At 69.4% G+C, this 24,495-nt stretch carries 21 protein-coding genes and 3 pseudogenes; 15 read left to right on the top strand and 9 right to left on the bottom strand.

The features are described 5' to 3' along the window. Positions 1–139 precede the first annotated feature (139 nt). The 5 genes from V5O46_RS25865 (at position 140) to V5O46_RS25840 (ending at position 5,854) form a co-directional block, all read left to right on the top strand. Positions 140–1,546 carry a family 2B encapsulin nanocompartment shell protein gene (locus tag V5O46_RS25865; protein WP_332887107.1) on the top strand — a complete coding sequence of 469 codons (1,407 nt, stop codon included), beginning with the start codon at positions 140–142 and terminating at the stop codon, positions 1,544–1,546. Between the two features lie 85 nt (positions 1,547–1,631). Beyond that, entirely contained in the window at positions 1,632–2,810 is a 1,179-nt protein-coding gene (locus tag V5O46_RS25860) for a family 2 encapsulin nanocompartment cargo protein polyprenyl transferase (protein WP_332887106.1), read from the top strand. A gap of 216 nt (positions 2,811–3,026) precedes the next feature. Then, positions 3,027–3,650, top strand: coding sequence for a GNAT family N-acetyltransferase (locus V5O46_RS25855; RefSeq protein WP_332887105.1), 624 nt, complete (start codon positions 3,027–3,029; stop codon positions 3,648–3,650). Positions 3,651–4,161: 511 nt separating this feature from the next. Beyond that, positions 4,162–4,581 (top strand): YciI family protein, encoded by a 420-nt coding sequence (locus tag V5O46_RS25845; protein ID WP_332887104.1) that lies wholly within the window; start codon positions 4,162–4,164, stop codon positions 4,579–4,581. Positions 4,582–4,588: 7 nt separating this feature from the next. After that, complete coding sequence (locus tag V5O46_RS25840; protein ID WP_332887103.1) at positions 4,589–5,854, top strand: RNA polymerase sigma factor; 1,266 nt, start codon at positions 4,589–4,591, stop codon at positions 5,852–5,854. 365 nt (positions 5,855–6,219) lie between these two features. On the opposite strand, the gene V5O46_RS25835 is transcribed toward V5O46_RS25840, so the two are convergent. Then, a complete protein-coding gene (locus tag V5O46_RS25835) occupies positions 6,220–6,711 on the bottom strand; it encodes a hypothetical protein (protein WP_332887102.1) in 492 nt (163 codons plus the stop codon). Beyond that, complete coding sequence (locus tag V5O46_RS25830) at positions 6,711–7,265, bottom strand: hypothetical protein (RefSeq protein WP_332887101.1); 555 nt, start codon at positions 7,263–7,265, stop codon at positions 6,711–6,713. The genes V5O46_RS25835 and V5O46_RS25830 overlap by 1 nt, the downstream gene beginning before the upstream one ends. Positions 7,266–8,527: 1,262 nt before the next feature. Between V5O46_RS25830 and V5O46_RS25825 the strand changes: the two genes are divergently transcribed. Together V5O46_RS25825 and V5O46_RS25820 are read left to right on the top strand one after the other, a co-directional pair. Next, on the top strand, positions 8,528–12,553 hold the full coding sequence (locus V5O46_RS25825; protein WP_332887100.1) for a GDSL-type esterase/lipase family protein: 4,026 nt from the start codon (positions 8,528–8,530) through the stop codon (positions 12,551–12,553). A gap of 105 nt (positions 12,554–12,658) precedes the next feature. After that, a complete protein-coding gene (locus V5O46_RS25820) occupies positions 12,659–13,048 on the top strand; it encodes a hypothetical protein (protein WP_332887099.1) in 390 nt (129 codons plus the stop codon). Between the two features lie 207 nt (positions 13,049–13,255). Here the strand turns inward: V5O46_RS25820 and V5O46_RS32090 are convergent. Continuing rightward, positions 13,256–13,451: pseudogene (locus V5O46_RS32090) on the bottom strand (IS1634 family transposase); the annotation flags it as partial. Positions 13,452–14,134: 683 nt separating this feature from the next. On the opposite strand from V5O46_RS32090, the gene V5O46_RS25815 reads away from it, so the two are divergent. Both V5O46_RS25815 and V5O46_RS25810 read left to right on the top strand, forming a co-directional pair. Further along, positions 14,135–14,365 (top strand): hypothetical protein, encoded by a 231-nt coding sequence (locus tag V5O46_RS25815; RefSeq protein WP_332887098.1) that lies wholly within the window; start codon positions 14,135–14,137, stop codon positions 14,363–14,365. Next, positions 14,362–15,181: pseudogene (locus tag V5O46_RS25810) on the top strand (class I SAM-dependent methyltransferase). Before V5O46_RS25815 ends, V5O46_RS25810 begins: the two are co-directional and overlap by 4 nt. 20 nt (positions 15,182–15,201) lie before the next feature. Here the strand turns inward: V5O46_RS25810 and V5O46_RS32000 are convergent. Beyond that, positions 15,202–15,383 (bottom strand): annotated as a pseudogene (locus V5O46_RS32000) (relaxase/mobilization nuclease domain-containing protein); the annotation flags it as partial. Here V5O46_RS32000 and V5O46_RS31995 point away from each other — a divergent pair. Together V5O46_RS31995 and V5O46_RS25805 are read left to right on the top strand one after the other, a co-directional pair. After that, positions 15,331–15,636 (top strand): hypothetical protein, encoded by a 306-nt coding sequence (locus tag V5O46_RS31995; RefSeq protein WP_408649063.1) that lies wholly within the window; start codon positions 15,331–15,333, stop codon positions 15,634–15,636. The pseudogene V5O46_RS32000 and the gene V5O46_RS31995 overlap by 53 nt on opposite strands. Beyond that, positions 15,627–16,211: a tyrosine-type recombinase/integrase gene (locus tag V5O46_RS25805; protein WP_408649059.1), complete on the top strand. Its 585-nt coding sequence runs from the start codon at positions 15,627–15,629 to the stop codon at positions 16,209–16,211. Before V5O46_RS31995 ends, V5O46_RS25805 begins: the two co-directional genes overlap by 10 nt. A 7-nt stretch (positions 16,212–16,218) precedes the next feature. On the opposite strand, the gene sodN is transcribed toward V5O46_RS25805, so the two are convergent. Then, positions 16,219–16,614 carry a superoxide dismutase, Ni gene (gene sodN, locus V5O46_RS25800; RefSeq protein WP_332887097.1) on the bottom strand — a complete coding sequence of 132 codons (396 nt, stop codon included), beginning with the start codon at positions 16,612–16,614 and terminating at the stop codon, positions 16,219–16,221. A 145-nt stretch (positions 16,615–16,759) separates the two neighbouring features. On the opposite strand from sodN, the gene sodX reads away from it, so the two are divergent. Then, the gene (gene sodX / locus V5O46_RS25795; RefSeq protein ID WP_332887096.1) at positions 16,760–17,194 is read left to right on the top strand and encodes a nickel-type superoxide dismutase maturation protease; all 435 of its coding nucleotides are present in this window, start codon (positions 16,760–16,762) and stop codon (positions 17,192–17,194) included. Here sodX and V5O46_RS25790 read toward each other — a convergent pair. Beyond that, positions 17,098–17,727 carry a CGNR zinc finger domain-containing protein gene (locus tag V5O46_RS25790; RefSeq protein ID WP_332887095.1) on the bottom strand — a complete coding sequence of 210 codons (630 nt, stop codon included), beginning with the start codon at positions 17,725–17,727 and terminating at the stop codon, positions 17,098–17,100. The two genes, sodX and V5O46_RS25790, sit on opposite strands and share 97 nt — an antisense overlap. Positions 17,728–17,825: 98 nt before the next feature. On the opposite strand from V5O46_RS25790, the gene V5O46_RS25785 reads away from it, so the two are divergent. Then, the gene (locus tag V5O46_RS25785) at positions 17,826–18,596 is read left to right on the top strand and encodes a class I SAM-dependent methyltransferase (RefSeq protein ID WP_332887094.1); all 771 of its coding nucleotides are present in this window, start codon (positions 17,826–17,828) and stop codon (positions 18,594–18,596) included. A 56-nt stretch (positions 18,597–18,652) separates the two neighbouring features. Here V5O46_RS25785 and V5O46_RS25780 read toward each other — a convergent pair whose 3' ends face one another. From V5O46_RS25780 to V5O46_RS25770, 3 genes are read right to left on the bottom strand one after another with little or no spacing between them, the layout of a single operon-like run. Further along, on the bottom strand, positions 18,653–19,414 hold the full coding sequence (locus tag V5O46_RS25780; RefSeq protein ID WP_332887093.1) for an amino acid ABC transporter ATP-binding protein: 762 nt from the start codon (positions 19,412–19,414) through the stop codon (positions 18,653–18,655). Beyond that, positions 19,411–20,364 (bottom strand): amino acid ABC transporter permease, encoded by a 954-nt coding sequence (locus V5O46_RS25775; protein WP_332887092.1) that lies wholly within the window; start codon positions 20,362–20,364, stop codon positions 19,411–19,413. The genes V5O46_RS25780 and V5O46_RS25775 overlap by 4 nt, the downstream gene beginning before the upstream one ends. A gap of 35 nt (positions 20,365–20,399) precedes the next feature. Further along, entirely contained in the window at positions 20,400–21,359 is a 960-nt protein-coding gene (locus V5O46_RS25770; RefSeq protein ID WP_332887091.1) for an ABC transporter substrate-binding protein, read from the bottom strand. 663 nt (positions 21,360–22,022) lie between these two features. Between V5O46_RS25770 and V5O46_RS25765 the strand changes: the two genes are divergently transcribed. Continuing rightward, entirely contained in the window at positions 22,023–23,252 is a 1,230-nt protein-coding gene (locus V5O46_RS25765; protein WP_332887090.1) for an NAD(P)-dependent malic enzyme, read from the top strand. Positions 23,253–23,391: 139 nt separating this feature from the next. Beyond that, positions 23,392–24,357: a zinc-binding dehydrogenase gene (locus V5O46_RS25760; RefSeq protein ID WP_332887089.1), complete on the top strand. Its 966-nt coding sequence runs from the start codon at positions 23,392–23,394 to the stop codon at positions 24,355–24,357. Positions 24,358–24,495 lie beyond the last annotated feature (138 nt).

Below are 24,495 nucleotides of genomic sequence, written 5' to 3'. Positions count from 1 at the left end.
TCCCAGTGTGCCCCGCCGCCGAGTGATCCATTCCCGCTCTTTCGGGTAATAGCACCGGCACGCTCCGTGAGGAAGGCTGGTCCGTGCAGATCGATGCCGGGCACAGGTGCGCCCGGCATGACCGGGAGGGCAATTCCTTATGTCGGTAGGCGAAGAGGTCCGCACCGAGCAGACCAGGCCGCAGCAGAGCCTCGGCACGGCGGCGGCGCGGAACCTGGCCACCACCACCAAGTCCGTGCCTCAGATGCAGGAGATCAGCTCCCGCTGGCTGCTGCGCATGCTGCCCTGGGTGGACATCCAAGGCGGTACGTACCGGGTGAACCGGCGTCTGACCTTCGCCGTGGGGGACGGGCGGCTGACGTTCGTGAAGACCGGGGACCAGGTCGAGGTGGTCCCCGCGGAGCTGTGCGAGCTGCCGGCGCTGCGGTCGTACGAGGACGAAGAGGTGCTCTCCGAACTCGCCCGGCGCTGTGAGCAGCGGGAGTTCTCCGCGGGCGAGGTGATCGCCTCGTTCGGCAGCCGGACCGACTCCGTGTACCTGCTGGCCCACGGCAGGGTGGAGAAGCTCGGCACCGGCCCGTACGGCGAGGACGAGAGCCTCGGAGTCCTGGCCGACGGCTCGTACCTCGGTGAGCAGGCGCTGCTCGACGACGACGCCATCTGGGAGTACACCGCCCGCGCGGTCACCGCCTGCACCGTGCTGGTGCTGACCCGTCAGCAGGTGGACCAGGTCGCGGACGCCTCGGACACGCTGAGCACCCACCTCACGGCGCGGCGCTCGCTCCCCTCGCAGCGCACCAACAAGCACGGCGAGAAGGAGATCGACCTCGCCGCCGGCCACTCCGGCGAGCCGGACATCCCGCACACCTTCGTCGACTACGAGGCCAAGCCCCGTGAGTACGAACTGAGCGTCGCCCAGACGGTGCTGCGCATCCACTCGCGTGTGGCCGACCTCTACAACCAGCCGATGAACCAGACCGAGCAGCAGATCCGCCTGACGGTCGAGGCGCTGAAGGAGCGCCAGGAGCACGAGCTCATCAACAACCGCGACTTCGGCATGCTGCACAACTGCGAGTACGACCAGCGGATCCAGCCGCACGACGGCGTGCCAGGCCCGGACGACATGGACGAGCTGCTGAGCAGGCGCCGCGGCACCAAGCTGTTTCTCGCCCACCCGCGTGCCATCGCCGCATTCGGCCGCGAGCTCAACAAGAGGGGGCTCGTCCCGGAGACGATCGACATCGCGGGCAACCGCATCCCGACCTGGCGGGGCGTGCCGATCTTCCCGTGCAACAAGATCCCGGTCTCCGACGCCCGCACATCCTCGATCATCGCGATGCGTACCGGCGAGGGCGACCAGGGCGTCATCGGCCTGCGGGCCACCGGCATCCCGGACGAGATCGAGCCGAGCCTGTCGGTGCGCTTCATGGGCATCAACGAACAGGCCATCATCAAGTACCTGGTGACGGCCTACTACTCGGCCGCGGTCCTCGTGCCGGACGCGCTCGGCGTCCTGGAGAACGTCGAGATCGGCCGCTGGCGGTGACCCTTCCTCCCGCGCACCGTGTCCCCGCCCGTCCGGGCGGGTACACCCCGGGATACGGAGGCGGCCCCCTGGGTGAGGTGAGTCCATGAAGGAGACTCGGCACCGCGGCACAGAGCCACTGCGCGCCGGCGACCCACCGAGCCCCACCGGAACACTGGAAAGGCACAGGCCCATCGGCACACAGAGGGACAACGGCCCCGGGCCGTCGTCCGATGCGGAGAGCCCGGGGCCCCCGGAGGGGAACGAGGCGGAGGCGCTGCTGCGCCGGGCCCGGGCAGCGGTCGACCCCGAACTGCGGTCGGCGATCGCCTCACTGCCCGGCTCCATGCGCCGGATCGCGCTCTACCACTTCGGCTGGCAGCACGCCGACGGTACTCCGGCGACGGGCAACGCCGGCAAGGCGATCCGCCCCGCGCTGGTCCTGGCCTCGGCCGCGGCGCTGGGCGGGTCCGGGGCCCGGACGGCGGCCGTCCGCGCGGCGGCCGCGGTGGAACTGATCCACAACTTCACGTTGCTGCACGACGACGTGATGGACCGCGACACCACCCGCCGGCACCGGCCCACCGCGTGGACCGTGTTCGGTGACGCCGAAGCGATTCTCGGTGGCGATGCCCTCCAGGCGCTGGCCCTCCGGCTGCTCGCCGCGGATCCGCACCCGGTGTCACCGGCCGCCGCCGCGCGGCTCGCGGACTGCGTGGTGGAGCTGTGCGCCGGGCAGCAGGCGGACACGGCCATGGAGCAGCGCGGCCCGGACGAGGTCACCCTCGACGAGACGCTCGCCATGGCCGAGGCCAAGACCGGTGCGCTGCTGGGCTGCGCCTGCGCCCTGGGCGCGCTGTACACGGGCGCCGCGCACGAGGACGTCGATGCCCTGGACGCGTTCGGCCGGGAGGCGGGGCTCGCCTTCCAGCTGATCGACGACGTCATCGGCATATGGGGCGACCCGCGGCGCACCGGCAAGCCGGCCGGTGCCGACCTCGCCGCCCGCAAGAAGTCGCTGCCGGTGGTCGCCGCGCTCGCCTCCGGCACCCCGGCCGCCGCCGAACTCGCCGAGCTGTACACCCGGCCGTACGAGCAGGACAAGGAGGACCTGGAGCAGACGGCACTGCTGGTGGACCGCGCGGGCGGCCGGGACTGGGCCCAGGCCCAGGCGGTGGACCGGATGGCCCGCGCCGTGAGCGAACTGGCCCGTGCCGTGCCCGAGCCCGAGGCGGCGGGCGGACTGCTGGCGCTGGCCGAGTTCGTGACCCGCCGCAGCGCCTGACGCCCGGCGGCCGCACCGGACCGGCCGCCACAAGGGCACCGGAGCCGCGACAGGACCGTACGCACCTGACCCGTACGGCCGCGCCGCCGACGGCTCCGGTACCGGGCGGGTCCCGCACTTCCCCACGGTGTGCGGGGCCCGCCCCCTGCTTCCGCCGCGCCGGTTAGGCTGACAACGGCCAGCGGCACAAGGGCAGTTGCGGAAGAGGGGTGGAACATGGGAGTGGCGATACGTACGGCCGGGCAGGGCGACCGCGACCAGGTCGTCCGGTTGCTGGACGGGGCGTTCCAGCACGATCCGGTGAGCAGCTGGGTCTTCCCCGGCGAGGAGTACCGCAGGGCCACCCACCCCAGACTCATGGCCGCCTTCACGGACGCCGTCCTCGCCGACGGGCGCATCGATCTCACCGAGGACGGTTCGGCCTGCGCCCTCTGGCTGCCGGTGCCCGCCGGTGACCACGGGGACGGTGGCGACGGGGCAGGCCCTGAGGACGACGGGCCGGCCATGGTCCGCCGGGAGGTCGACCCGGACAACGAACGCGTGGAGCTGATCGGCCGGCTGACGGCCGGGATCCATCCCTCCGACCGGGCGCACGCCTACCTGTGGATGATCGGCGTCGCCCCGGAGCGGCAGGGCGAGGGCCTCGGCACCACCCTCATCGAGTCCGCCCTCGACCGCTGCGACCGCGAGGGGCTGCCCGCCTACCTGGAGGCGAGCAACGCCGACAGCCGCCGGCTGTACCAGCGCCTCGGGTTCGACCTCGTCGGCCGGCCCCTGCAGCTTCCGGACGGTCCCCTGATGTGGCCGATGTGGCGCGAGCCCCGCCCGCCCACACCCTGACCCTCCGGGCACCCGAGGCTCCCCCGGCGCAGGCGCCCCGGAACGCCCCCGCACCGGCGGCGCGACCCCGCGCCACGACACCTGCGCCGCGGCCCCGTGCCACGTCACCTGCTCCGCGACCCCGTGCCACGTCACCTGCTCCGCGGCCCTGCTCCGCGACCCCGCGCAGCGGCAGGCGCTGCGCGGACGCCCGCCCTACCCTGACTCCATGGACGGCGAGAAGCACGTCTGCTCCGTGCCGCCGGACGGCCCGTCGAGACAGTCGTCCGGCGGCACGGGACCCTGGACGTGTGGGTCCCGGTCCGGGCGCCGGGCCCGTGCCGCAACCCCGCGTGCGCGGCAGGACCCGACGCGCGCGCACCGGGCCCTGCGTACTCCGCCGCGCCGTTGCGGAGGACTGCGGAGGATTCCTGACCCGATCGGGCCGGCGGTTGTCGAGAATCCGGCCCCGGCTCCGACGTCCCCTGTGAGAACCGCCCGCGAGGGGCGGTGAGAGCCAAGGAGCGGACTGATGAAGTACCTGGTCATGGTGCAGGGCAGTCAGGCGGACTACGAGGCCATGCAGGGCAAGGGCTCCGCGCAGTCCCCGGCCTGGAGCAAGGAGGACGTCCGGGCGATGTACGCCTTCATGAACGCCCTCAACGACGACCTCGCCGAATCCGGCGAGATGGTCGACGGACAGGGGCTGGCCGAGCCGGCCCGGACCCGGTTCGTCCAGCGCGGCGCCGACGGCTCCGCGGAGGTCACCGACGGGCCCTACGGCGAGACCAAGGAGCTGCTGGCCGGTTACTGGGTCCTGGACTGCGCGAGCCTGGAGCGGGTCACGGAGATCGCCGAGCGGATCATCCAGTGCCCCCAGCCCGAGGGCGCCCCGGACTACCCGGTGGTGATCCGGCCCATCGACGAGGGTTCCGGCGACGTCGGCTGCTGAGCGGCAAGTGCCGGGCCGGACCGAGACCGAGGACCTGCTGCGCCGTTGCGCGCCGCAGGTTCTCGGCGCGCTGGTCCGGCGGTACGGCCATTTCGACACCGCCGAGGACGCCGTACAGGAGGCGCTGCTGGCGGCAGCGGGGCAGTGGCCGTCGTCCGGGGTCCCGGACAACCCGCGCGGCTGGCTGATCCGGGTGGCCTCACGGCGCCTGACGGACGCCCTGCGCGCGGAGGAGGCCCGGCGCACGCGGGAGGAGCGGGCGGCGGCACTCACGCCCCGCTGGGGCCATGTGCCGGGCCCGTGGGGCGCCCAGGGCGCCCTCACCGCCCCGCCGCCGGACCTCGCCGACCGTGCCCCGCGCGACGACGACACCCTCACCCTGCTCTTCCTGTGCTGCCACCCGGACCTGCCACCGCCCGCGCGCATCGCGCTCACGCTGCGCGCGGTCGGCGGCCTGACCACCGCCGAGATCGCCCGTGCGTACCTGGTCCCCGAGGCGACGATGGCGCAGCGGATCAGCCGGGCCAAGCGCAAGGTCCGCGGCGTGCACTTCGGCCGCCCGGACAACTGGGCGGAGCGGCTGCCCGCCGTGCTGCACGTGCTGTACCTGATCTTCAACGAGGGCTACACGGCGACCTCGGGGACCAGTCTCCAGCGCAGGGACCTGGCCGGCGAGGCGATCCGGCTCGCCCGCCAGGTGCACCGGCTGCTCCCCGACGACGGCGAGGCGGCCGGACTGCTGGCGCTGATGCTGCTCACCGACGCCCGCCGGGCCGCCCGCACCGACGAGCACGGCGACCTGGTCCCGCTGGATGAACAGGACCGCGCCCGGTGGGACCGCGCCGCCGTCGACGAGGGCGTGGCCCTGGTCACCCGCGCCCTGTCCCTCGGACACCCGGGCCCCTACCAACTGCGTGCCGCGATCGCCGCCGTGCACGACGAGGCGCCGTCCGCCGAGGAGACCGACTGGCCGGAGATCCTCGGGCTGTACGACGTGCTCGTACGGCAGGTCCCCGGACCGGTCGAGCGGCTCAACCGGGCGGTGGCCGTCGCGATGGTGCACGGGCCGGAGGCTGGACTGGCCGAACTGGCGGACCTGGAGGGGGAGCTGGGCGAGGTGCGCCACCGCGTCGACGCGGTCCGCGGCCACCTGCTGGAGCGCACCGGCGACCACGAAGCGGCCCGCGCCGCCTACGAGTCGGCCGCCGCCGCGGCCCTGAGCCTCCCGGAACGCCGCTACCTGCACTCACGGGCCGCGAGGCTCCAGCACTGACGCAGCATCACCGAACGCCACAGCGCCACGGTGGCCCAGGGGCCCCGCAGACGACCGCACCCGGACCGTCAGGAGGCCGTGGTCGGCGTTCCTGCGGGCCGGGTGCGGTCGGGGGCTTGGCCGCACTCCGCCGCGCTGGGTTTGGGTGATCCCGGCGGGAGTGGCGCCAGCCTGTGCTCTGCGGGTGGTGCGAAGAAGCGCGTACTGGCAACCGTGCCGTCAGCGGCTGATGTCGCAGATGGGTCCGCCCCCTTGCCCGAAGACAGCGCCATGGGATGCAGGTCCCAGCCCCGTAGCATCACCGACCGGTGAATCCGGGACTCGGGGAGTCGAGCGGCCGTCAGAACCGGACCGGTTCATGTTGGTCAGTAGTACATGACGGAGTCGATGTATATCTTCGGGTCGTCCGGCAGGTCACCTTCGAAGGATGCGCCCATAAGCGTGGTTTCCGAAGCTGTTTGACCTGCGGGTACCTGCTGGAAGTCGAAGTGGTTGGTCGTTACCCAGTCCGTCCCGTTGCCGACGCTGACGGCGACCTTGATGTTGCGGGTCCTTTTCGTGGTGTTGGTTGTGTTGCAGGCGACGTTGATGCCGATCTTGTTCGGTGTGGCTCGGATCTCCGTGTCGCCGAGTGTGACGATCTTCGTCTTCCCCAGGTAGCTGATGACAGGTGAGGGTTTCGGACTCGCGTCAGGAGATGCAGGGGTGCTTGGGGTGCTGCTCTGACGGGTGGGCGGGGCGTGTGAGGAGGTAGAAGGGGAGTTGGAGTTGTCGCTGCTCGAGCATCCGGTGAGCAGTACCGTAACGAGGAGTGCTGCACCCCACCTTGTGGGGTGCAGCATGTTGCGTGTCGGCATCAGTTGCAGGACCCCACCCTGAGGTAGTTGTCGACCACGACCTTGCTCCCGACCTTCATGTAGGAGTAGGCCTGACCGCAGTAGCCGCGGCTCTGATAGACCGGGCCAGCGTAGGAACTGTACGTGCCGAAGTCCTGGACGTCAGGGATGGCGGTGTAGTTGGTCTTCAGGCGGATGCCCATGTAGCGGGCAGAGCCGGTGTCGTTGAAGAACACAGCACAGATGGGCTTGTCGTAGTAGCCGCTGCCCGTGGTCTTGCCGTTGGTCCAGGTGTAGGTGGTGCCGTAGGTGCCATAGCGCGCAGCGCCGGTCGAGATGGTGTATCCGGATCCGCAGACATTGGCGGCAGCGGCGGCAACCCCGGCGTTGGACTCGATGATGCGCTTGGTCTCGGCTGAGGCGTCCGCGCCGACCTTGATACCTCTGACCTCCGTGGTCTCGATCGGCGCGCTGCCCTTCGGCGCCGGCTGTTCAGTCGCCGACGCCGCGGGCGCAACCGCCATGGCAACAAGGAGAGCCGCGCAAGCGCCGCCCATGCGTATCACAGTCTTCACTTTCTCCCCTTAAAGTGACGGTCAGGTGCCCTTGAGGCAGCAGAGAATATCAATGTGAACATTTGAGCGAACATCGCTTTCAGGTCATCCCGCTGGCTGACGTTCAGTCCATCGGCCCCACTCGGCGCCCTCGTTTCCGCGAACTCCGGGAGGTGATGGTATGGGGCGAAACCGGACTGGACGAGCACGCGTAGCCGGCTTCCGTCGGGCTGGCGCCGGACGACCCGTGCTCGGGCGCGGACGCCGTCCGTGGGCTGGGTCGGAGTGGGAGCGACGTTGCAGCTGATCAGCGTCGGCACGGGTTTTTCCGGCTCACGTCATCGGCGTTGGATTGCTCGACGATCAGGCGGGCGATGTCAGCGGGCAGCATGGCCTTCATGCTCCGGCAGGGATTCCTCCGTCGGGCTCCGGTGCTTCTCGGCGCAGTCGCATGCCGACCGGAACTCAGGCAGGGATGCCGGGCATCGCAGAGTCCGTCCTCTCCGTTGCTGCGGCCTCCGGTCGGCTCAATTAAAAGATCCGCAGCAGGCACACCTATGACGTCCCTGATGCGGAATCGGCCAATGTGCTGAGTGTGCTTCCTCTAGCCCACGCCGCTCCCCTTGGCAGCATCATCACAGGTCACACAGTAGGGAACGCTGTGTTCAGATGCATCACTAGAATGATCCATTTCCTGCCATGTCCCTGATCGGTGGCTATTGCATGGTGTCACCGTGCCTAGAGTGAACAGGGAATGAGGGAATCAGGTCGCGCTACCCGGTCTCTGTGTGTCGCCGGGGGCAGGCGTTGCTGACGCAGCACTACACACGACGGTGTTCCTCCGGTCGCGTTGGCTGGGGCGAGGAGGGGCGGGAATGTAATCGATGCGCACCCTAGGAGGCAGCGCTGGGGCCGTAAGCCGCGTGACCAGGTCCTGAGGACCGCAGTTGCTCGGTATCCCCGACACTGCGGGAGTTGTGTGTTGCTCGAAAGTATTCCAACCGAGACGCCTGGCCGGCTTTCCGATCGGGCAGAATGCCGGTCGATGACTCCGCGTCAGTAGCAGCGAGCCTGGACACTCTTTTGGTCCATGACTGACCGCGGCGCGCCCCTCGACACGGGCGAAAGACCTGTTGCCTCCTTCTGCAGTGGCCCCACCTGCCCCCATCGACTCATCCACCAATGCGCGGAACAGGGCCGAGCCTCCGCAGCGCCCGTGGACGTGCGCCGCATCACCTCTCACACACAAGGAATCCAACGTTTTGAGACGGGTTAGCAGACACATGTACGCCCGCGTTCCGGTCGCCGTCACCATCGCCACCGCGGTGGTGTTAGGGACCGTGACGCAGGGGCAGGCCGCTTCACAGCCGCCGCCGACGCCGCCCCCGAGCGCCGTCGAAGGATGGTCCGAGCCCGCAGCGCCCCGCGTGAAGGCGGACAAGGACGGCAACAAGGACCGCGTTCCCGCCGATGAGCGCGGTAGGGTCCTCGGTGACGGCCACGCCAAGTCATCTGACACCGCGTGGACCACCATCGGCGACGCCACCGGCTTCCACCTCATGACCGCCGACGAAGCCGACGGCTACCGCTGGAAGACCGCCGCGACTCTGGCCGAACCCGGGTTCTTCAACACCGACACATGGATCGGCAACGCTTGTGTCACTGCCTCCGGTGACCGTGCCCTGGTCGCCTACGCGCCGCGTACGTTTACCAACAAGCCCAACCTGATGGCCCGGGGCGCGTTCACGGCCGTCGTCGACCTGGACTCGGGCGAGGTCACGAAGCTGCCGTTCCAGGCGAGCCTCGCCTACTTCTCACCCGGCTGCGGCGATGGGGAGCAGGCGGTTCTGTCGCAGTTCACGGATGAGAGGACGTCGGACCGGAACAAGACCCGCCTGATCACCGTCGACGCCCGTACGGGCAGGACGAAGCAAAAGATCACGGTGGAGGGCCAGGTCACGTCCGCGGTCCCGACCCGCAACGGCATGGTCGCCGCCCAGGGTAACGCGATCGTGCGGATAGCCAAGGACGGAGAGTCCGAGCTGATTGCGCGCACGGACAACACGCCCTTCAGCCTGTCCGTCACCAAGGACGGCGGCATCGCCTTCCTGGACCGCCGACACGACGCCCGGGTCACCAAGGGTGTGCGGGCCCTCGCCGCCGACGCGGAGCCCGTCGAAACCGCCTCCGCCGGCAGCACGTCCAGGGTCAAGTACCTGACCGGCGGACAGGCCAAGGGCAACGACGTCAAGGCCCGGACGGTCGCCGAGGGCGATCTGACCGGCATGGACCTCACTCGCGCCGCCGACGGAACCGCGATCGTCACCGGCGTGGCGAAGAACGTCGGCACCCTGCCCGGGAACGTGCGGAACCCCGGCGGGCTCGACAAGGACGCCACCGCCTCCACCAGGGCCCGCGCCGTCGTGAACGCCGCGTGGGCCGACGGCAAGGACAGCCGTATCCGCCCTGCCGAGTACGAGACGGTGCGCACGGCCCGAATCGAGATGAAGCACCTGCCCACCGGCAGCGAGCCGTTGTTCGAGGCCAACCCGGCCGCGTCCCCGGTCAGCCCCGACCCGGCCGAGGGAGAGGAGCGTTCCCCGGCCCTCGGCACCGCCCCCGTCAGGGACCGCGGCACCGCGGGCCGCGGCAAGGTATCCACGCTGAACATCGCCGAACCGGAGTCGGAGCGTACCTGCTCCGTGGAACGTGGCAACCCGCAGAAGCAGGCGTTCCAGCCGAAGCCGCGGCAGATCGAATGGGCTGTCAACCGGGCCATCGAAGGCACGATGGACAAGCATGTGTACCGGGCCGCCAACTGGAAAAACATGGGCATGGGCGCCTACGCGCCGCAGGCCCTTGTCGGCGGTCTTACCCCGTTGTCGGGCGGCGGGCGCATCCCTGCTCAGGTGTTCCTCGGCATCACCGCCCAGGAGTCAAACATGTGGCAGGCCACTCGCTTCGCCGCACCGGGCACCACCGCCAACAGCCTCATCGGCAACTACTACGGCCTCGTCCACGATGCACACGGCCAGGTCGACGACCCCTGGGCCATCAACTGGCGTGCCGCGGACTGCGGTTACGGCATCACGCAGGTCACCGACGGCATGCGGCTGCCCGGAAAGCCGTACCAGGACGGCGAGGTCCGGCCGTCCAAGCCGCGCGCGTACCAGGAGGCCGTCGCGCTGGACTACACCGCAAACGTCGCGGCTGGCGTGAACATCCTTGCCGAGAAGTGGAACCAGACCCGCAGTGCTGGCCTCACCGTCAACAACGGTGACCCGAAGGGCATCGAGAACTGGTTCTTCGCCCTGTGGGCCTACAACTCCGGTTTCTACCCCAAGTCGGTCGCTGGCGAGAACGGGGGCAAGTGGGGCGTGGGCTGGGCCAACAACCCGGCCAACCCGACCTACAAGCCCAACCGCACCCCGTTCCTGGAGAACGCCGTCGGCGGTGACGACTACTCCCACGCAGCCAAGCCGCAGTTCTGGCCATACCCGGAGAAGGTGATCGGCTGGGCCGCGCGCCCGCTGGAGGCCCTGGAGGCGCCAGGTACCCTTGTCCACGGTTTCCGGCCCGCATGGTGGACCCAGCCCATCTACCGCACCCAGGCCAAGCCGCCGGTCGACCTGTTCTGCAGCGGCTCCAACGAGTGTGACCCGAGCAAGATCAGGGAAGGGGCGTCGAACGACTCGCCCGCGACGGGCCCGTGTCAGCGCACGGACTTCCGGTGCTGGTGGAACAGCAAGGTGGAGTGGAAGAACTGTGCCGCCAGCACCTGCGGATTCGAACTGTTCCGCTTCAACGACACCTACCCGGAGGAGCCGGACGGCAACTCCCACCCGCCCCGGTGCAACTCCGGACTCCCGATCGGCACGACCATTGTCGACAACGTGAACTCGGGTCAGCGGATCGCCGGCACCGACTTCAGACGCTGCTCGGACACCGCGCAGACATCCGGTTCATTCAAATTCGACTTCGCCACACCCTCCGGCAAGATGGACACCCATCAGCTCGGTGTGGGCTATGGCAACCACATTTGGTTCTCCACTACTCGTAAGGCCAGTTCCCCGGGGACGGATCAGCGGCTGAAGGTCACCGGCACTTGGACCGGCCCCAACACCGTCAAGGGCTGGACCCGGGTTCTGGTCCACATGCCGAACGTGGCCGCACGGTCCCAGCAGGCGACGTACTCGGTGTCAGGCACCGACTCCCAGTCCCCGCATCGTGTCGCCCCGCAGCGGATCCGCAGCAACGAGTGGCGGTCGCTCGGCGTCTTCAACTTCACCGGAACGCCGTCGGTGTCCCTCTCCAACATCACCGATGAGGCTCCGGGTGTCGACATCGCCTGGGACGCCGTCGCCTTCCAGAGGCTGGACACCAACCCCACGCACGTGGTCGGCATGGGTGACTCCTTCGCCTCCGGCGAAGGTGCCGACAACGAGGGCGGCAAGGACTACTTCCGAGAGACGGACTACAAGGAGGACCTCGGCAACAGCGAAGTGGTCAACAAGTGCCACCGCTCGAAGCAGGCCTGGATCCGGCAGGCGAACCTGCCTGGCAGGTCAGAGTCCATCGGTACGATCTCCGACGACTACGGCAACGTCGACCTGAGCTTCATCGCCTGCTCGGGGGCCCGCACCTACAATGTCTGGACGGGCGGCAAGGAACAGCAGAACTCGCTGCCGCAGATGGACCTCGGCTACCTCGACCAGAACACGGACATCGTCACCATCGCCATCGGCGGCAACGACTCACTGTTCACCGACGTGTTCAACGAGTGCGTCTGGGCGTCCGGACTGAAGCTCTGCCAGAACGCCGAGATCGAAACACGGAACCCTGACTCGGGCGACAAGACCGGCCAGATGAGCGGTCCGCTGAAAGACTTCGTGCCGGATTGGATCACCAACCAGGTGAAGCCGAGGATCATCAAGGTGCTCAACCAGATCAAGGAACGTGCGCCGCACGCCAAGATCTACCTCGTGGGCTACCCGCCGCTCCTGTCCGGAAACGGTCAGTGCATCCCGGGTATCGGCACCGAGGAGGCGCCGTGGCTGAACGACGAGGTCGCTCCGAAACTGAGCCAGGAGATGAAGGCCGCGGCGACGTCGGTCGGGGCCACCTTCGTCGACCCCGCGCCGGACTTCCAGGGCAAAGCGATCTGCGGTGACCCGGAATCCATCCACGGTATCGTCGCCACGGGACGGTCCAAGGCCGACAACGATGCGCCCAACCCGTCGATGAAGTCGTTCCACCCGAAGATCTCCGGTGCCCGGCTGTACGCGAACGCCTTGGAGCGCGCCCTGTAGTACTTGGAGGGCTCGTCACCCTGTGGCCACCGTCCGCACCGACCGTTGGGCCCCGGCGCACCAGTGCCGGGGCCCAACGGTCGGTGAGAAGCGAGGATTTCCGCCATGCAGTACCTACGACACGCCAAAGGTGCCCTCACCGCAGCCGCGGCCACCGCGGCCTGCCACACCCTCATGTCCGCCGGCTACGCGTGGTCCCGTGACAGTGCTGCCGCGAGCGGGGAGACGATCTTTTCAGGTGCCTTCGAGTTCCTCCTCGCTACGGCCGCCTCCTGGGCTCTCATGCCCGTCCTGCTGTGGGCCGGCATGCGGATGATGAGGGAGACCGGCAATCTCGTGCTCGTGCTCGTTGGCGGGCTGGTTTGGGCAGGGATCTCGGGGTACTTCATCGACGACATCAGCTTTGCGGGAGGACACATGCCGGTCCTCGCACTCGCCGCATACGTCCTTCTCGGCACTGCGCTGGCCGGGATCGGCCCAGATCGCCGCTGCTGAGGCTCACACGCCAAGGAAGTCACGCAATGCGGCCCCACGACCAGGTCTGAGGGCCTCCCCGCGCTGAGGAGGTCGTCACACCACGGCGCGGAAACCTGAGTTCCACAGCCAGCGGTGTCGCCTAGGGCACGAGAACGTGAATTGACCTGCGGAATCGCCTGTGAGCACGCCGAGGTGGCGTGTCACTAGGCGGGGGATAGTGCCTGGTCAGCGGCCTGCGGTCAGATCGGTGATCTTCTTTGGCGGGGTGACGCTCAGGGCGGTACAGATGTCGCGCTGGGGGCTCGGCGAGGTCGGTGGACTGGCGGAAGGCGCCGGCCGGGCCAGTGTAGGTGACCGCGTGCAGGCGCTGGAGTTCGGCGTGCAGGCGAAGCCACTTGGCCCAGGTCTTCGCGGTCGATGTCGGGGTCCTCGACCGTGCTGTCGCGATCACTCAGCGACGCCGTGGCGATGAGGCCGGTGTGGAGGACACGGATGGCCTGGCGGTGGCCAGTCCGGCCGAGCGGTCCGTGGCCGGGGCTGTATCGGCGGACGCCTCGTCGGCGGCCCTAGTTCGCCAGGTTCATCGCGCAGCGCAATGCCGACGAACTGGTCGTCGAGCAGTTGGAGTCCGATGTGGCACGGCTCGCGCGCTCGTACGTCAGCCACCCCCTGCTGGAGCTCTATGTCGAGATCAAGCGGCTGCGGGGTGGCGTCTTCGACCTGCTGCGTGGGCCAACGTCTCGGGCAGAACAGCGACTTGTACGTCTCGGCCTCGCGTCCGTGCGGGCTGTGCGCCCACGTCTGCCTGGATCCGGGGCACTACGAGTCGGCGGCCACCCATGCCCGTACAGCCCGTGCGTGTGCAGAAGCAGCCGGGAGCGAGGGGATGCTGGCCTGGGTGCGGGCGGTGGAGTCCCTGATCGCCTACTGGACGGGCCGCTATACGAGCAGGCGGCCCAGCTCGCCCAGGCGGGGCGCCAGCACCGAGCCGGAGGAAGCATTGACGCCCGCCTCGCGAGCCTGGAGGCGCGTTCACTCGCGATAGCAGGTGACGGCGCGGGCGCCGCAATCGCCCTTGCGGATGCGGAACGCTCACGCGAGGGGATGCACGGGCACGACGACGTACCGGGAGTCTTCGTCTTTCCAGCCGCCGAGCAGTTCGCGTATGCCGGGACGACGCACCTGGCCATCGGCGGCCGTGCTCATGTCCAGCAAGCCATTGCCAGCGCCGATACGGCGATCCGGCTCTACCGCGGCGCCGAAGCCGACGACCAGTCGGTCGGTGATCTCTTCGCGGCCTCACCCGCCGCTTGTCCTCTGGAGCTGCCGACGTGACCGACCTCTCCGCCGCCCACGACGCCGCTGTGACCGACCGTGCCCGGCTTGCCGGGAGCGCCTACAACGGTGACCGAGACCTCGCCGCCCGGCAGTCCCTCTACCAGTGGCAGACGCCTCGCCATGACCTGCCCGGCATCGTCACCGAGCAACTGAGCGCCGTGCACGGGCGGGTCGTCGACGTCGGCTGCGGGAACGGCAACTTCATCAAGCGGCTGCGCCGAGATCGCCCCGATCTGGAGCTTCTGGGCCTGGACATCGCGCCCGGGCATCCTTGCCGAGGTGCCCGGCGCGGTCGCGGTGGCGGACGTGGCGAGGCTGCCCCTGGGGACGGCGAGCGTGGACGCAGCCTTGGCGCTGCACATGCTCTACCACACCGCGGACATCGCCCAGGCGGTGCGCGAGCTGTCCCGCGTGGTCACCGCCGACGGGCTGCTGGTTGCCTCCACCAACAGTGACCGGGACAAGGCCGAGCTGGACGAGCCGTGGATGCGGGCGGCCGGCGATGTCCTCGGCACTGGTCGAGTCCCGGCGCGGATCTCGCTCAGCGCCCGGTTCTCCCTGGAGAAGGCGCCGGCCTTTCTTGGTGAGGAGTTCGGCCGCGTCGAGAAGATCGAACTGCCCGGCACCATCACGGTCCGCGACGCCGAACCCGTGGTTGCGCACATGGCCTCGTACCAGGCATGGGCGGACCAGCACGAAGTGCCCTTCGAGGCCACGATCGAACGGGCCCGCACCATCCTGGACGAACACATCGCCCGGCATGGGGCGTTCGGGATCCACTCCTGGGGAGGCATCCTCGTCTGCCGCCATTAGCGGCGGCGGGTACGTTCCGCGTGGTGTCCGTGCGTCGGTGGCTTCTGCCCGCCCAGCTCGCGGGTGCGCAGGTCGACCTGGTGGTCGAGGCGCTTGGCGACTGGGGGTAGGTGGCGTTGGGGTTGCGGCCGGGGTCGGGGGCGCCGGCCATGTCCCAGGCCGCCACGATGTGCGCATCGGTGTGCTCGTCGCGACAGAACATCCAGAAGCGCCCCAACGGCAAACGGCGGGCTCGCTATCGCGACCTTGACGGCAAGGAACACGCTCGCCACTTCGACCGCAAGCTCGACGCCCAGCGCTGGCTCGACGAGGTCACGACCAGCATGGTCACCGGCCTGTGCGTCGACCCGCGCGCCGGAAAGATCTCCTTCGGGAAGTACGCGGCGAAGTGGGAGGGCGAGCAGATTGCCTCCGCGCGGCGAGCGTCGTCCTCGCCGGATGAGGATTGCGCATAGGCGAGTTGCTCGGCCTGAAGGTCTCGGACGTCGACTTCAAGAACGGCACCCTCCGCGTCGAGCGGCAGCGCCTCCAGTCCGGCCTGATCGGCCCACCGAAGACCGGCAAGTCCCGGCGCACGGTTCCGGTCGGCGAGGTGGTCACCGTCGCACTCCTGGCGCATCTCGCCGCACGGCCCTCGAAGGAGTGGCTGTTCACCATGGAGGAGTACGAACCCCTCAACCACCGCCGCTGGAAGACCGAACGGAACTACGCTCGCAAGGAGCTGCAGAAGGCGGAGAACGAGGCGGCCGAGCGCGAGGACCGCAAGCCCGTCGAGCGGTCGCACATGACGACCCACGACCGGCGGCACTTCTTCGCCTCCGCCCTCATCGCCGGTAGGGCAAGCGTCAAGCAGGTTCGGCTCGTCCTCGGCCGTGCGTCCGCTGTCATCACCCTGCGGACCTGCGTACACCTCTGGCCGGGCGAAGAAGACCGCACCCGGACCGTCATGGACGCCGTTCTCGGCGGCCTGCGGACCGGGTGCGGACAGGTAGGCGATGCGACCCGCGTAATCGCAGGTCAGGCAGCCTAGCCATAGATCAGGCCTTCTTGGTCTCCCAGAAGATCTTGTCGACCTGGGCGATGTAGTCCAGCGCCTTCTGGCCGGTGGCCGGGTCGGTCGAGCCCTTGGCGGCGGACAGGGCCTTCAGGGTGTCGTTGACCAGCTGGTGCAGCTCCGGGTACTTCTCGAAGTGCGGCGGCTTGAAGTAGTCGCTCCAGAGCACCGACACGTGGTGCTTGGCCAGCTCCGCGCGCTGCTCCTTGATGGTGGTGGCACGTGCCTGGAAGTGCGGGTCGTCGTTTCCGGCCATCTTGTCCTGGATGGCCTTGACCGACTCCGCCTCGATGCGGGCCTGGGCCGGGTCGTACACGCCGCAGGGCAGGTCGCAGTGGGCGCTGACCGTGACCTTGGGGGCGAACAGGCGGGAAAGCATGAAGCAATCCTTCCTCGTGATCGTCTTCTCAGGGTGGACATTACTCCCTGGGAGAGGCGATTTCGCGAGTGCCCCCGTGGGCTTAGGACAAAAGTCCGGGGTCAGACTGAGACTGGTGGAGGAAAGACCGGGGAGGTGCCGGGTGATGCCGGAGCTGTCGCAGGAGACCGACCGCACGAGGGGACCGCTGCCCTTCGGGCCGGCCGAGGTGACCGGGCCGTCGATGGTGCCGACGCTGTACCACGGGGACCTGCTCCTGGTGCACTGGGGCGCCCGGGTCAGGCCGGGCGACATCGTCGTGCTGCGGCATCCCTTCCAGCAGGACCTGCTGGTCGTCAAGCGGGCCGTGGAGCGCCGCGGCACGGGCTGGTGGGTGCGCGGGGACAACCGGTACGCGGGGGGCGACAGCACCGACTACGGGGTGGTTCCGGAGGAGTTCGTCCTGGGCCGCGCCCGGCTGCGGTACCGGCCGCTGACAGCGGTTCAGCGGTCGCCGTTCGCGCTGGTGCGCTGGGTGCTGTCGGCGGTGCGGCCGGTCTCGGCCGACCCGTCCGCCGCCAGGCGCTTGCGGGCGCGGTAGGCGGCCACGTTGGCGCGGGTGGCGCAGCGGTCGGAGCAGTAGCGCCGGGAGCGGTTGGTGGAGGTGTCCAGGTAGGCGTTGCGGCAGGGTGCGGCCTCGCACAGGCCGAGGCGGTCCACGCCGTGCTCGGTGAGATGGAACGCCAGGCCCATCGCCGCGATGGCCGCGTACCCCGCGGTGGCGTTCGAGGGGTGGTCGGCCAGATGCATGTGCCACAGGGGGCGGCCGTCGTCGTCCCGGAAGTCGTGGCCGGAGATCTGCGGGCTCACCGGGAACTCCAGCAGCAGCGAGTTCAGCAGGTCCACCGCGAGGGTCTCGTCGCCGTCGTCGGCGGCCTCGAAGACCGCGCGGAGCCGGGCCCGGACCGAGCGGAACCGCGTCACGTCCGCGTCGGTGGCGCGCCGGGCCGCCGACTGGTTGCCGCCGAAGAGCTCCCGGACGGTGTCGACGGACGTCAGGGTGTCCTTGCCGCGAACCGGTTCGTCGGTGTTGACGAGTCGTACGGCGTAGTCCGCGTAATAGGCCAGTTCCACTTGTGGTCCTTACGAATGGGCTCTAGGGTCGTGTCTGCGGTCAGGTAATGGCTGCTTGTTTACTCAGGGTATTACGCGTGAGCGTCAGGAGGGGCTCTGTGACCGACGCCGACATCACCGCCACCGGTGCCGACTGGCAGGCCTGGCAGGAGAGCTGGGACCGGCAGCAGGAGTGGTACATGCCGGACCGCGAGGACCGCTTCCGGATCATGCTCGACATGGTCGAGGCAGTCGCCGGCCGGGCCCCGCGCGTACTCGACCTCGCCTGCGGCACCGGGACCATCACCGCCCGGCTGCTCGCCCGCCTCCCGGAGGCGACCAGCACCGGCGTCGACCTCGACCCGGCGCTCCTCGCCATCGCCGAGGGCACCTTCGCGGGCGACGACCGGGTCACCCTGGTCACCGCCGACCTCAAGGACCCCGACTGGCCGGCGCGGCTGCCGTACGACTCCTACGACGCCGTACTGACCGCCACGGCCCTGCACTGGCTGCACGCCGAACCCCTCGCGGCCCTCTACGGCCAGGTCGCGGAGCTGGTCCGGGACGGCGGTGTCCTCATGAACGCGGACCACATGATCGACGAGACGACGCCCCGGATCAACGCGGCCGAGCGAGCGATGCGGCACGCGCGCATGGACGCCGCCAAGCGGGACGGCGCCCTCGACTGGTCCGAGTGGTGGCAGCTCGCCGCGAAGGACCCGGTCCTCGCCGGGCCCACGGCCCGGCGCTTCGAGATCTACGGCGAGCACGCCGACGGCGACATGCCCTCCGCCCGGTGGCACGCGCGCGTACTGCGCGAGAAGGGCTTCGGCGAGGCGCGTCCGGTGTGGTGCTCGCCGTCGGACACCCTGCTGCTGGCGGTGAAGTAGGCCGGGACGCACGAAGGGGCGGTACGGGTTCGCCGTACCGCCCCTCGTCCGCCGGTTCAGAGCACCTTGGACAGGAACGCCTTCGTCCGCTCGTGCTGCGGGTCGGTCAGGACGTCGCGCGGGTTGCCCGACTCGACCACCACGCCGCCGTCCATGAAGACCAGGCTGTCGCCCACCTCGCGGGCGAAGCCCATCTCGTGGGTGACGACCACCATCGTCATGCCGGACTCGGCCAGGTCGCGCATGACGTCCAGGACGTCGCCGACCAGCTCGGGGTCGAGCGCCGAGGTGGGCTCGTCGAACAGCATCAGCTTCGGGTCCATCGCGAGGGCACGGGCGATGGCGACGCGCTGCTGCTGGCCGCCGGAGAGCTGCGAGGGGTAGTTCCCGGACTTGTCGCCCAGGCCCACGCGCTCCAGGAGCTGCATCGCGCGCTCCCTGGCCTCGGCCCTGCTCTTGCCCCGGACCTGGACCGGCGCCTCCATGACGTTCTCCACGGCCGTCATGTGCGGGAACAGGTTGAAGCGCTGGAAGACCATGCCGATGTCCCGGCGCTTGAGGGCGACCTCGCTGTCCTTCAGCTCGTAGAGCTTGTCACCCTTCTGGCGGTACCCGACCAGCTCGCCGTCGACGTACAGCCGACCGGCGTTGATCTTCTCCAGGTGGTTGATGCACCGCAGGAAGGTCGACTTGCCGGAGCCGGAGGGGCCGATGAGGCAGAACACCTCGCCCTGCTCGACCTCCAGGTCGATGCCCTTGAGGACCTCTACGTGACCGAACGACTTGTGGACGCCCTCGGACTTCACCATGGCGGTCATGCGGCGCCACCTCCCGACGTGCTGGAGCGGTTCGACAGGGAGAGCAGATTCGCCCTGACCTTCTGCAGCGGTGTGGCCGGCAGGCTGCGGCTGGAACCGCGGGCGTAGTGCCGCTCCAGGTAGTACTGGCCCACGCTGAAGATCGAGGTCAGCAGCAGGTACCAGGCCGCCGCCAGGAACAGCATCTCTGCGGGTGCGCCGGAGGTCTGGCCGATGTCCTGCGCCACGCGGAACAGCTCCGAGTACTGGACGATCGAGACCAGCGAGGTCGTCTTCAGCATGTTGATGACCTCGTTGCCCGTGGGCGGCACGATCACGCGCATCGCCTGCGGGATGACGATCCGGCGCAGCGTCTTGGCGTGGCTCATGCCCAGCGCGTGCGACGCCTCGGTCTGGCCCTCGTCGACCGCGAGGAGACCGGCCCGGCAGATCTCCGCCATGTACGCGGCCTCGTTGAGGCCGAGGCCGAGCAGCGCCGTCAGGAACGGCGTCATGAAGTCCGACCACTCGTCGCGGTAGACCGGGCCCAGGCTGATGTACTCGAAGACCAGGCCCAGGTTGAACCAGACGACGAGCTGCACCAGGACCGGCGTGCCGCGGAAGAACCAGATGTAGAACCACGCGATGGACGAGGTCACCGGGTTCTTCGACAGCCGCATGACGGCGAGCAGGATGCCGCCGAAGATGCCGATGGCCATGGCCAGGACGGTGATCAGGAGGGTCTTGCCGACGCCGGACAGGATCCGGTCGTCGAAGAAGTACTCCGGGATCGCGTCCCAGTTGATCTTGCCCTGGGAGAACGCGTAGCCGATCGCCGCCAGGAGCGCGATCGTGACGGTGGCGGAGACGTACCGCCCGTAGTGCCGGACCGGGATGGCCTTGATGGCCTCCGGACCGGAGGGCGGCGTCCCGTCCGGGCCGCCCTCCGTCTTGTCGATGTCTACAGTCACGGGTGTTGCTGCCTTTCAGTGCCCGCCGGGAGCGGTCACTTGCCGCCGTTGATCGTGGCCTCGGTGACGGCGCCTTCCGTCACGCCCCACTTCTCGAGGACCTTCTGGTACTCGCCGTTGGCGATGACGGCGTCCAGCGCGGCCTTGACGGCGTCCCGCAGCTCGGCGTTCTCCTTGGACACCGCGATGCCGTAGGGGGCGGCCTCGACCTGCTCGCCGACCAGCTGGAAGTCGTTTCCGCCGCCGGAGGTCTTCACCGCGTAGGCGGCGACCGGGAAGTCGGAGGAGCCGGCGTCGGCGCCGCCCGCGCGCAGCCGGGTCTGGGCCTGCTGGTCGTTGTCGAAGGCCTCGATGGAGAGCTTCTTGTCCTTGGGGCACTTCTCGGCCTCGGCCTTGGCGAGGTCCTCGGAGACCGTGCCGCGCTGCAGCACGATCTTCTTGCCGCACAGGTCGGACCAGGTCGTGATGCCCTGGTCGTCACCCTTCTTGGTGTAGATCGAGACGCCGGCGGTGAAGTAGTCGACGAAGTCGACGCCCTCACCGACCTTCTTGCCGGTCTCCGAGTCGATGCCCTCCTGGCGGTCCTTGGTGTCGGTCATCGCGGACATGGCGATGTCGTAGCGCTTGGAGCGCAGACCGGTGATCAGGGTGTCGAAGGTGCCGTTCTCGAACTCGAAGGTCACGCCGAGCTGCTTGCCCATGGCGGCGGCCAGGTCGGGGTCGATACCGACGACCTTGCCGGAGTCGTCCTTGAACTCGACCGGCGCGTACGCGATGTCGGAACCGACCTTGATGACGCCCTTGTCGCGGATCGAGGCGGGGAGCTTGTCGGCCAGCGGGGCCGCGACGGTGGACGTGTTGTCGCTGCCCGAGCCGCTGCTGTCGGTCTGGTCGCCGCATCCGGTGAGCAGCAGCGCGCCTGCGACCGCGATCGCACCGACCGCTGCAGTCCGGGAGCGGGCGGCGGTGGTACGACGGGTGGTGCTTGCGGTCATGGTGGGTTCCTCCGGCGGAAGGGTGGAGCCGATGGGACGGGCCCCCGCCGAGGGACTTCGACGGGCGCCTGGCGTCGACGGTGAGCGCACGGCGGGCGTCGACGGGGGCACACGGCGGCCGCGAGGGACACACATCTTCGAGCGTCGCGACCTCGTGTGGTTACGGCATCTTGCCATTCGGACTGCCCCATTCAGGGGGCTTGCGATGTCAAAATCGGATAACGGGTGACCCCCCGAACCGGATCAGCTCGGTACATCCCGACCCAACCTTTCCTGGAATCCGGCCTTCCGGCCGAAAGATCTGCGGCGCATCCCGCTGTGCGGTTACCGCCGTCACCCGCGCACCCTGCCCTCGGGTGTGCGTCATGGGGCTGTCAAGGGGGTGCGGGCAGGTTGTTCGAGAGTTGGGATATGAGTCATGTCACCGGCATGCGGCGTTCGCGGTCCGGAATGTGAGCTTGCGCTGAATGGACTCGTCGCGGGGGGTGTCCGTCCGGTAAGAAGGTTCTTTACACCCCTCATCCGGGGCTCAGGGCGCGTGTGCGGCGCGCCCGTCGCGTAGGGGCTCTACGCATCAGTGACCAGGCCCTTGCGCGGTCCCGCCCACCCCTCACCAGGAGTGGACAAACCCTCAAACCATGAATACTTAAGGGGTAAAACGAAGTGGCAGCGGAGATCGTCAATCCTCGCAGCGGCAGCGAAGCCGGTACGACGCAGGAGGCGGGGGCCGAGCCCCTCGAATCCATCGAGCCCGCGTTCGCTCTGCACCGCGGCGGCAAGATGGCCGTGCAGGCCACCGTGCCGGTCCGCGACAAGGACGACCTGTCCCTGGCGTACACGCCCGGCGTCGCGCAAGTGTGCAGCGCGATCGCCGAGCAGCCCGAGCTCGTCCACGACTACACCTGGAAGTCGTCGGTCGTGGCGGTCGTGACGGACGGTACGGCCGTGCTCGGACTCGGGGACATCGGGCCCGAGGCCTCCCTTCCGGTGATGGAAGGCAAGGCGATTCTGTTCAAGCAGTTCGGCGGAGTGGACGCCGTCCCGATCGCGCTCGCGTGCACGGACGTCGACGAGATCGTCGAGACGGTGGTGCGCCTCGCCCCGTCCTTCGGCGGTGTGAACCTGGAGGACATCTCGGCGCCCCGGTGCTTCGAGATCGAGCGGCGGCTGCAGGAGCGGCTGGACATCCCGGTCTTCCACGACGACCAGCACGGCACTGCGGTCGTGACGCTGGCGGCGCTGCGCAACGCGGCCCGGCTGAGCGGGCGGGCGCTGGGCGAGCTGCGGGCGGTGATCTCGGGCGCCGGCGCGGCCGGGGTGGCCATCGCCAAGATGCTGGTCGAGGCCGGCATCGGCGACGTGGCGGTCGCCGACCGCAAGGGCATCGTCTCCGCGGACCGGGAGGACCTGACTCCGGTGAAGCGGGAGCTGGCCGAGTTCACCAACAAGGCCGGGCTGTCCGGCACGCTGGAGGCCGCTCTGAAGGGCGCGGACGTCTTCATCGGCGTCTCCGGCGGCACGGTGGCCGAGCCGGCGGTGGCCTCGATGGCGGACGGTGCCTTCGTCTTCGCGATGGCCAACCCGAACCCCGAGGTGCACCCCGAGATCGCGCACAAGTACGCGGCCGTGGTCGCCACCGGGCGGTCGGACTTCCCCAATCAGATCAACAACGTGCTGGCGTTCCCCGGGATCTTCGCCGGTGCGCTGCAGGTGCGCGCCTCCCGGATCACCGAGGGCATGAAGCTCGCGGCGGCCGAGGCGCTGGCCTCCGTCGTGGGCGACGACCTCGCGGCGGACTACGTCATCCCCTCCCCGTTCGACGAGCGGGTCGCCCCGGCGGTCACGGCCGCGGTCGCGGCGGCGGCGCGGGCGGAGGGTGTCGCACGCCGGTGAACCGAGCCGACGTGCGGTGAGACGCCGTGAACGGCCCCGTCCCGGGTGGGCGGGGCCGTTTCCGTGCGCCTGGCAAGAGGGTGTGTCTCACAGGGCCGTACGGTTTCCGTCGGGGGGCCCGGACCCTATCGTCAAGGTCATGTTCGCTGTCTACGCCGCCCGAATCGACCGCGACCAGCCGCTCTCCGGACTGGAGACGGGAGAGCGCCCCGCTCCCCCGGCCCGTCCCGGCTGGAGCGTCGTCGACGTCAGGGCCGCCTCCCTCAACCACCACGACCTGTGGTCCCTGCGCGGCGTGGGCCTCGCGGAGGACCGGCTGCCGATGATCCTCGGCTGTGACGCCGCCGGTGTCGATGCGGACGGCAACGAGGTCGTCCTGCACTCCGTGATCGGCCAGAGCGGCCACGGCGTCGGGCCCGCGGAGCCCCGGTCCATTCTCACCGAGCGCTACCAGGGCACGTTCGCCGAGCAGGTCGCCGTGCCCACCTGGAACATCCTGCCCAAGCCGAAGGAGCTCTCCTTCGAGGAGGCCGCCTGCCTGCCCACGGCCTGGCTGACGGCGTACCGGATGCTGTTCACCAACGCCGGGGTGCGCCCCGGCGACTCGGTGCTGGTACAGGGCGCCGGCGGCGGGGTCGCGACGGCCGCCATCGTGCTGGGCCGGGCGGCCGGGCTGCGGGTCTTCGCCACCAGCCGGGACGAGGCGAGGCGCAAGCGGGCCGAGGAGCTGGGCGCGGTGGAGGCGGTGGAGCCCGGGGCGCGGCTGCCGCAGCGGGTCGACGCGGTGATCGAGACCGTGGGGGCGGCGACCTGGTCGCACTCGGTGAAGTCGCTGCGGCCCGGGGGCACGCTGGTGATCTCCGGCGCGACCAGCGGTGACCGTCCCTCGCACGCCGAGCTCACCCGGATCTTCTTCCTGGAGCTCAAGGTCGTCGGGTCCACCATGGGCACCAAGGACGAGCTGGAGGATCTGCTGGCGTTCTGCGCCGCCACCGGTGTGCGGCCCGTCGTCGACGAGGTGCTGCCGCTGGACCGGGCCCGCGAGGGCTTCGAGCGGCTGGCGTCGGGGGAGCAGTTCGGCAAGATCGTGCTGACTCCGTCCTGAGGTCCGTTCCGCGGTGCGGGGCAGAAAGGCGGCGAACCCGCCGACAGCCGCATCGAGATGGAGAAATCAGCCGACGGACGACTCGAGGTCTTCGCCCTCAACGGCACCACCTTCCAGCACCAGTACCAGACCACCACC

Origin of the sequence: Streptomyces poriticola (genome assembly GCF_036689765.1) — a bacterium.
Taxonomy (GTDB): Bacteria; Actinomycetota; Actinomycetes; order Streptomycetales; family Streptomycetaceae; genus Streptomyces; species Streptomyces poriticola.
This window is presented reverse-complemented; position numbering and strand designations above follow the sequence as displayed.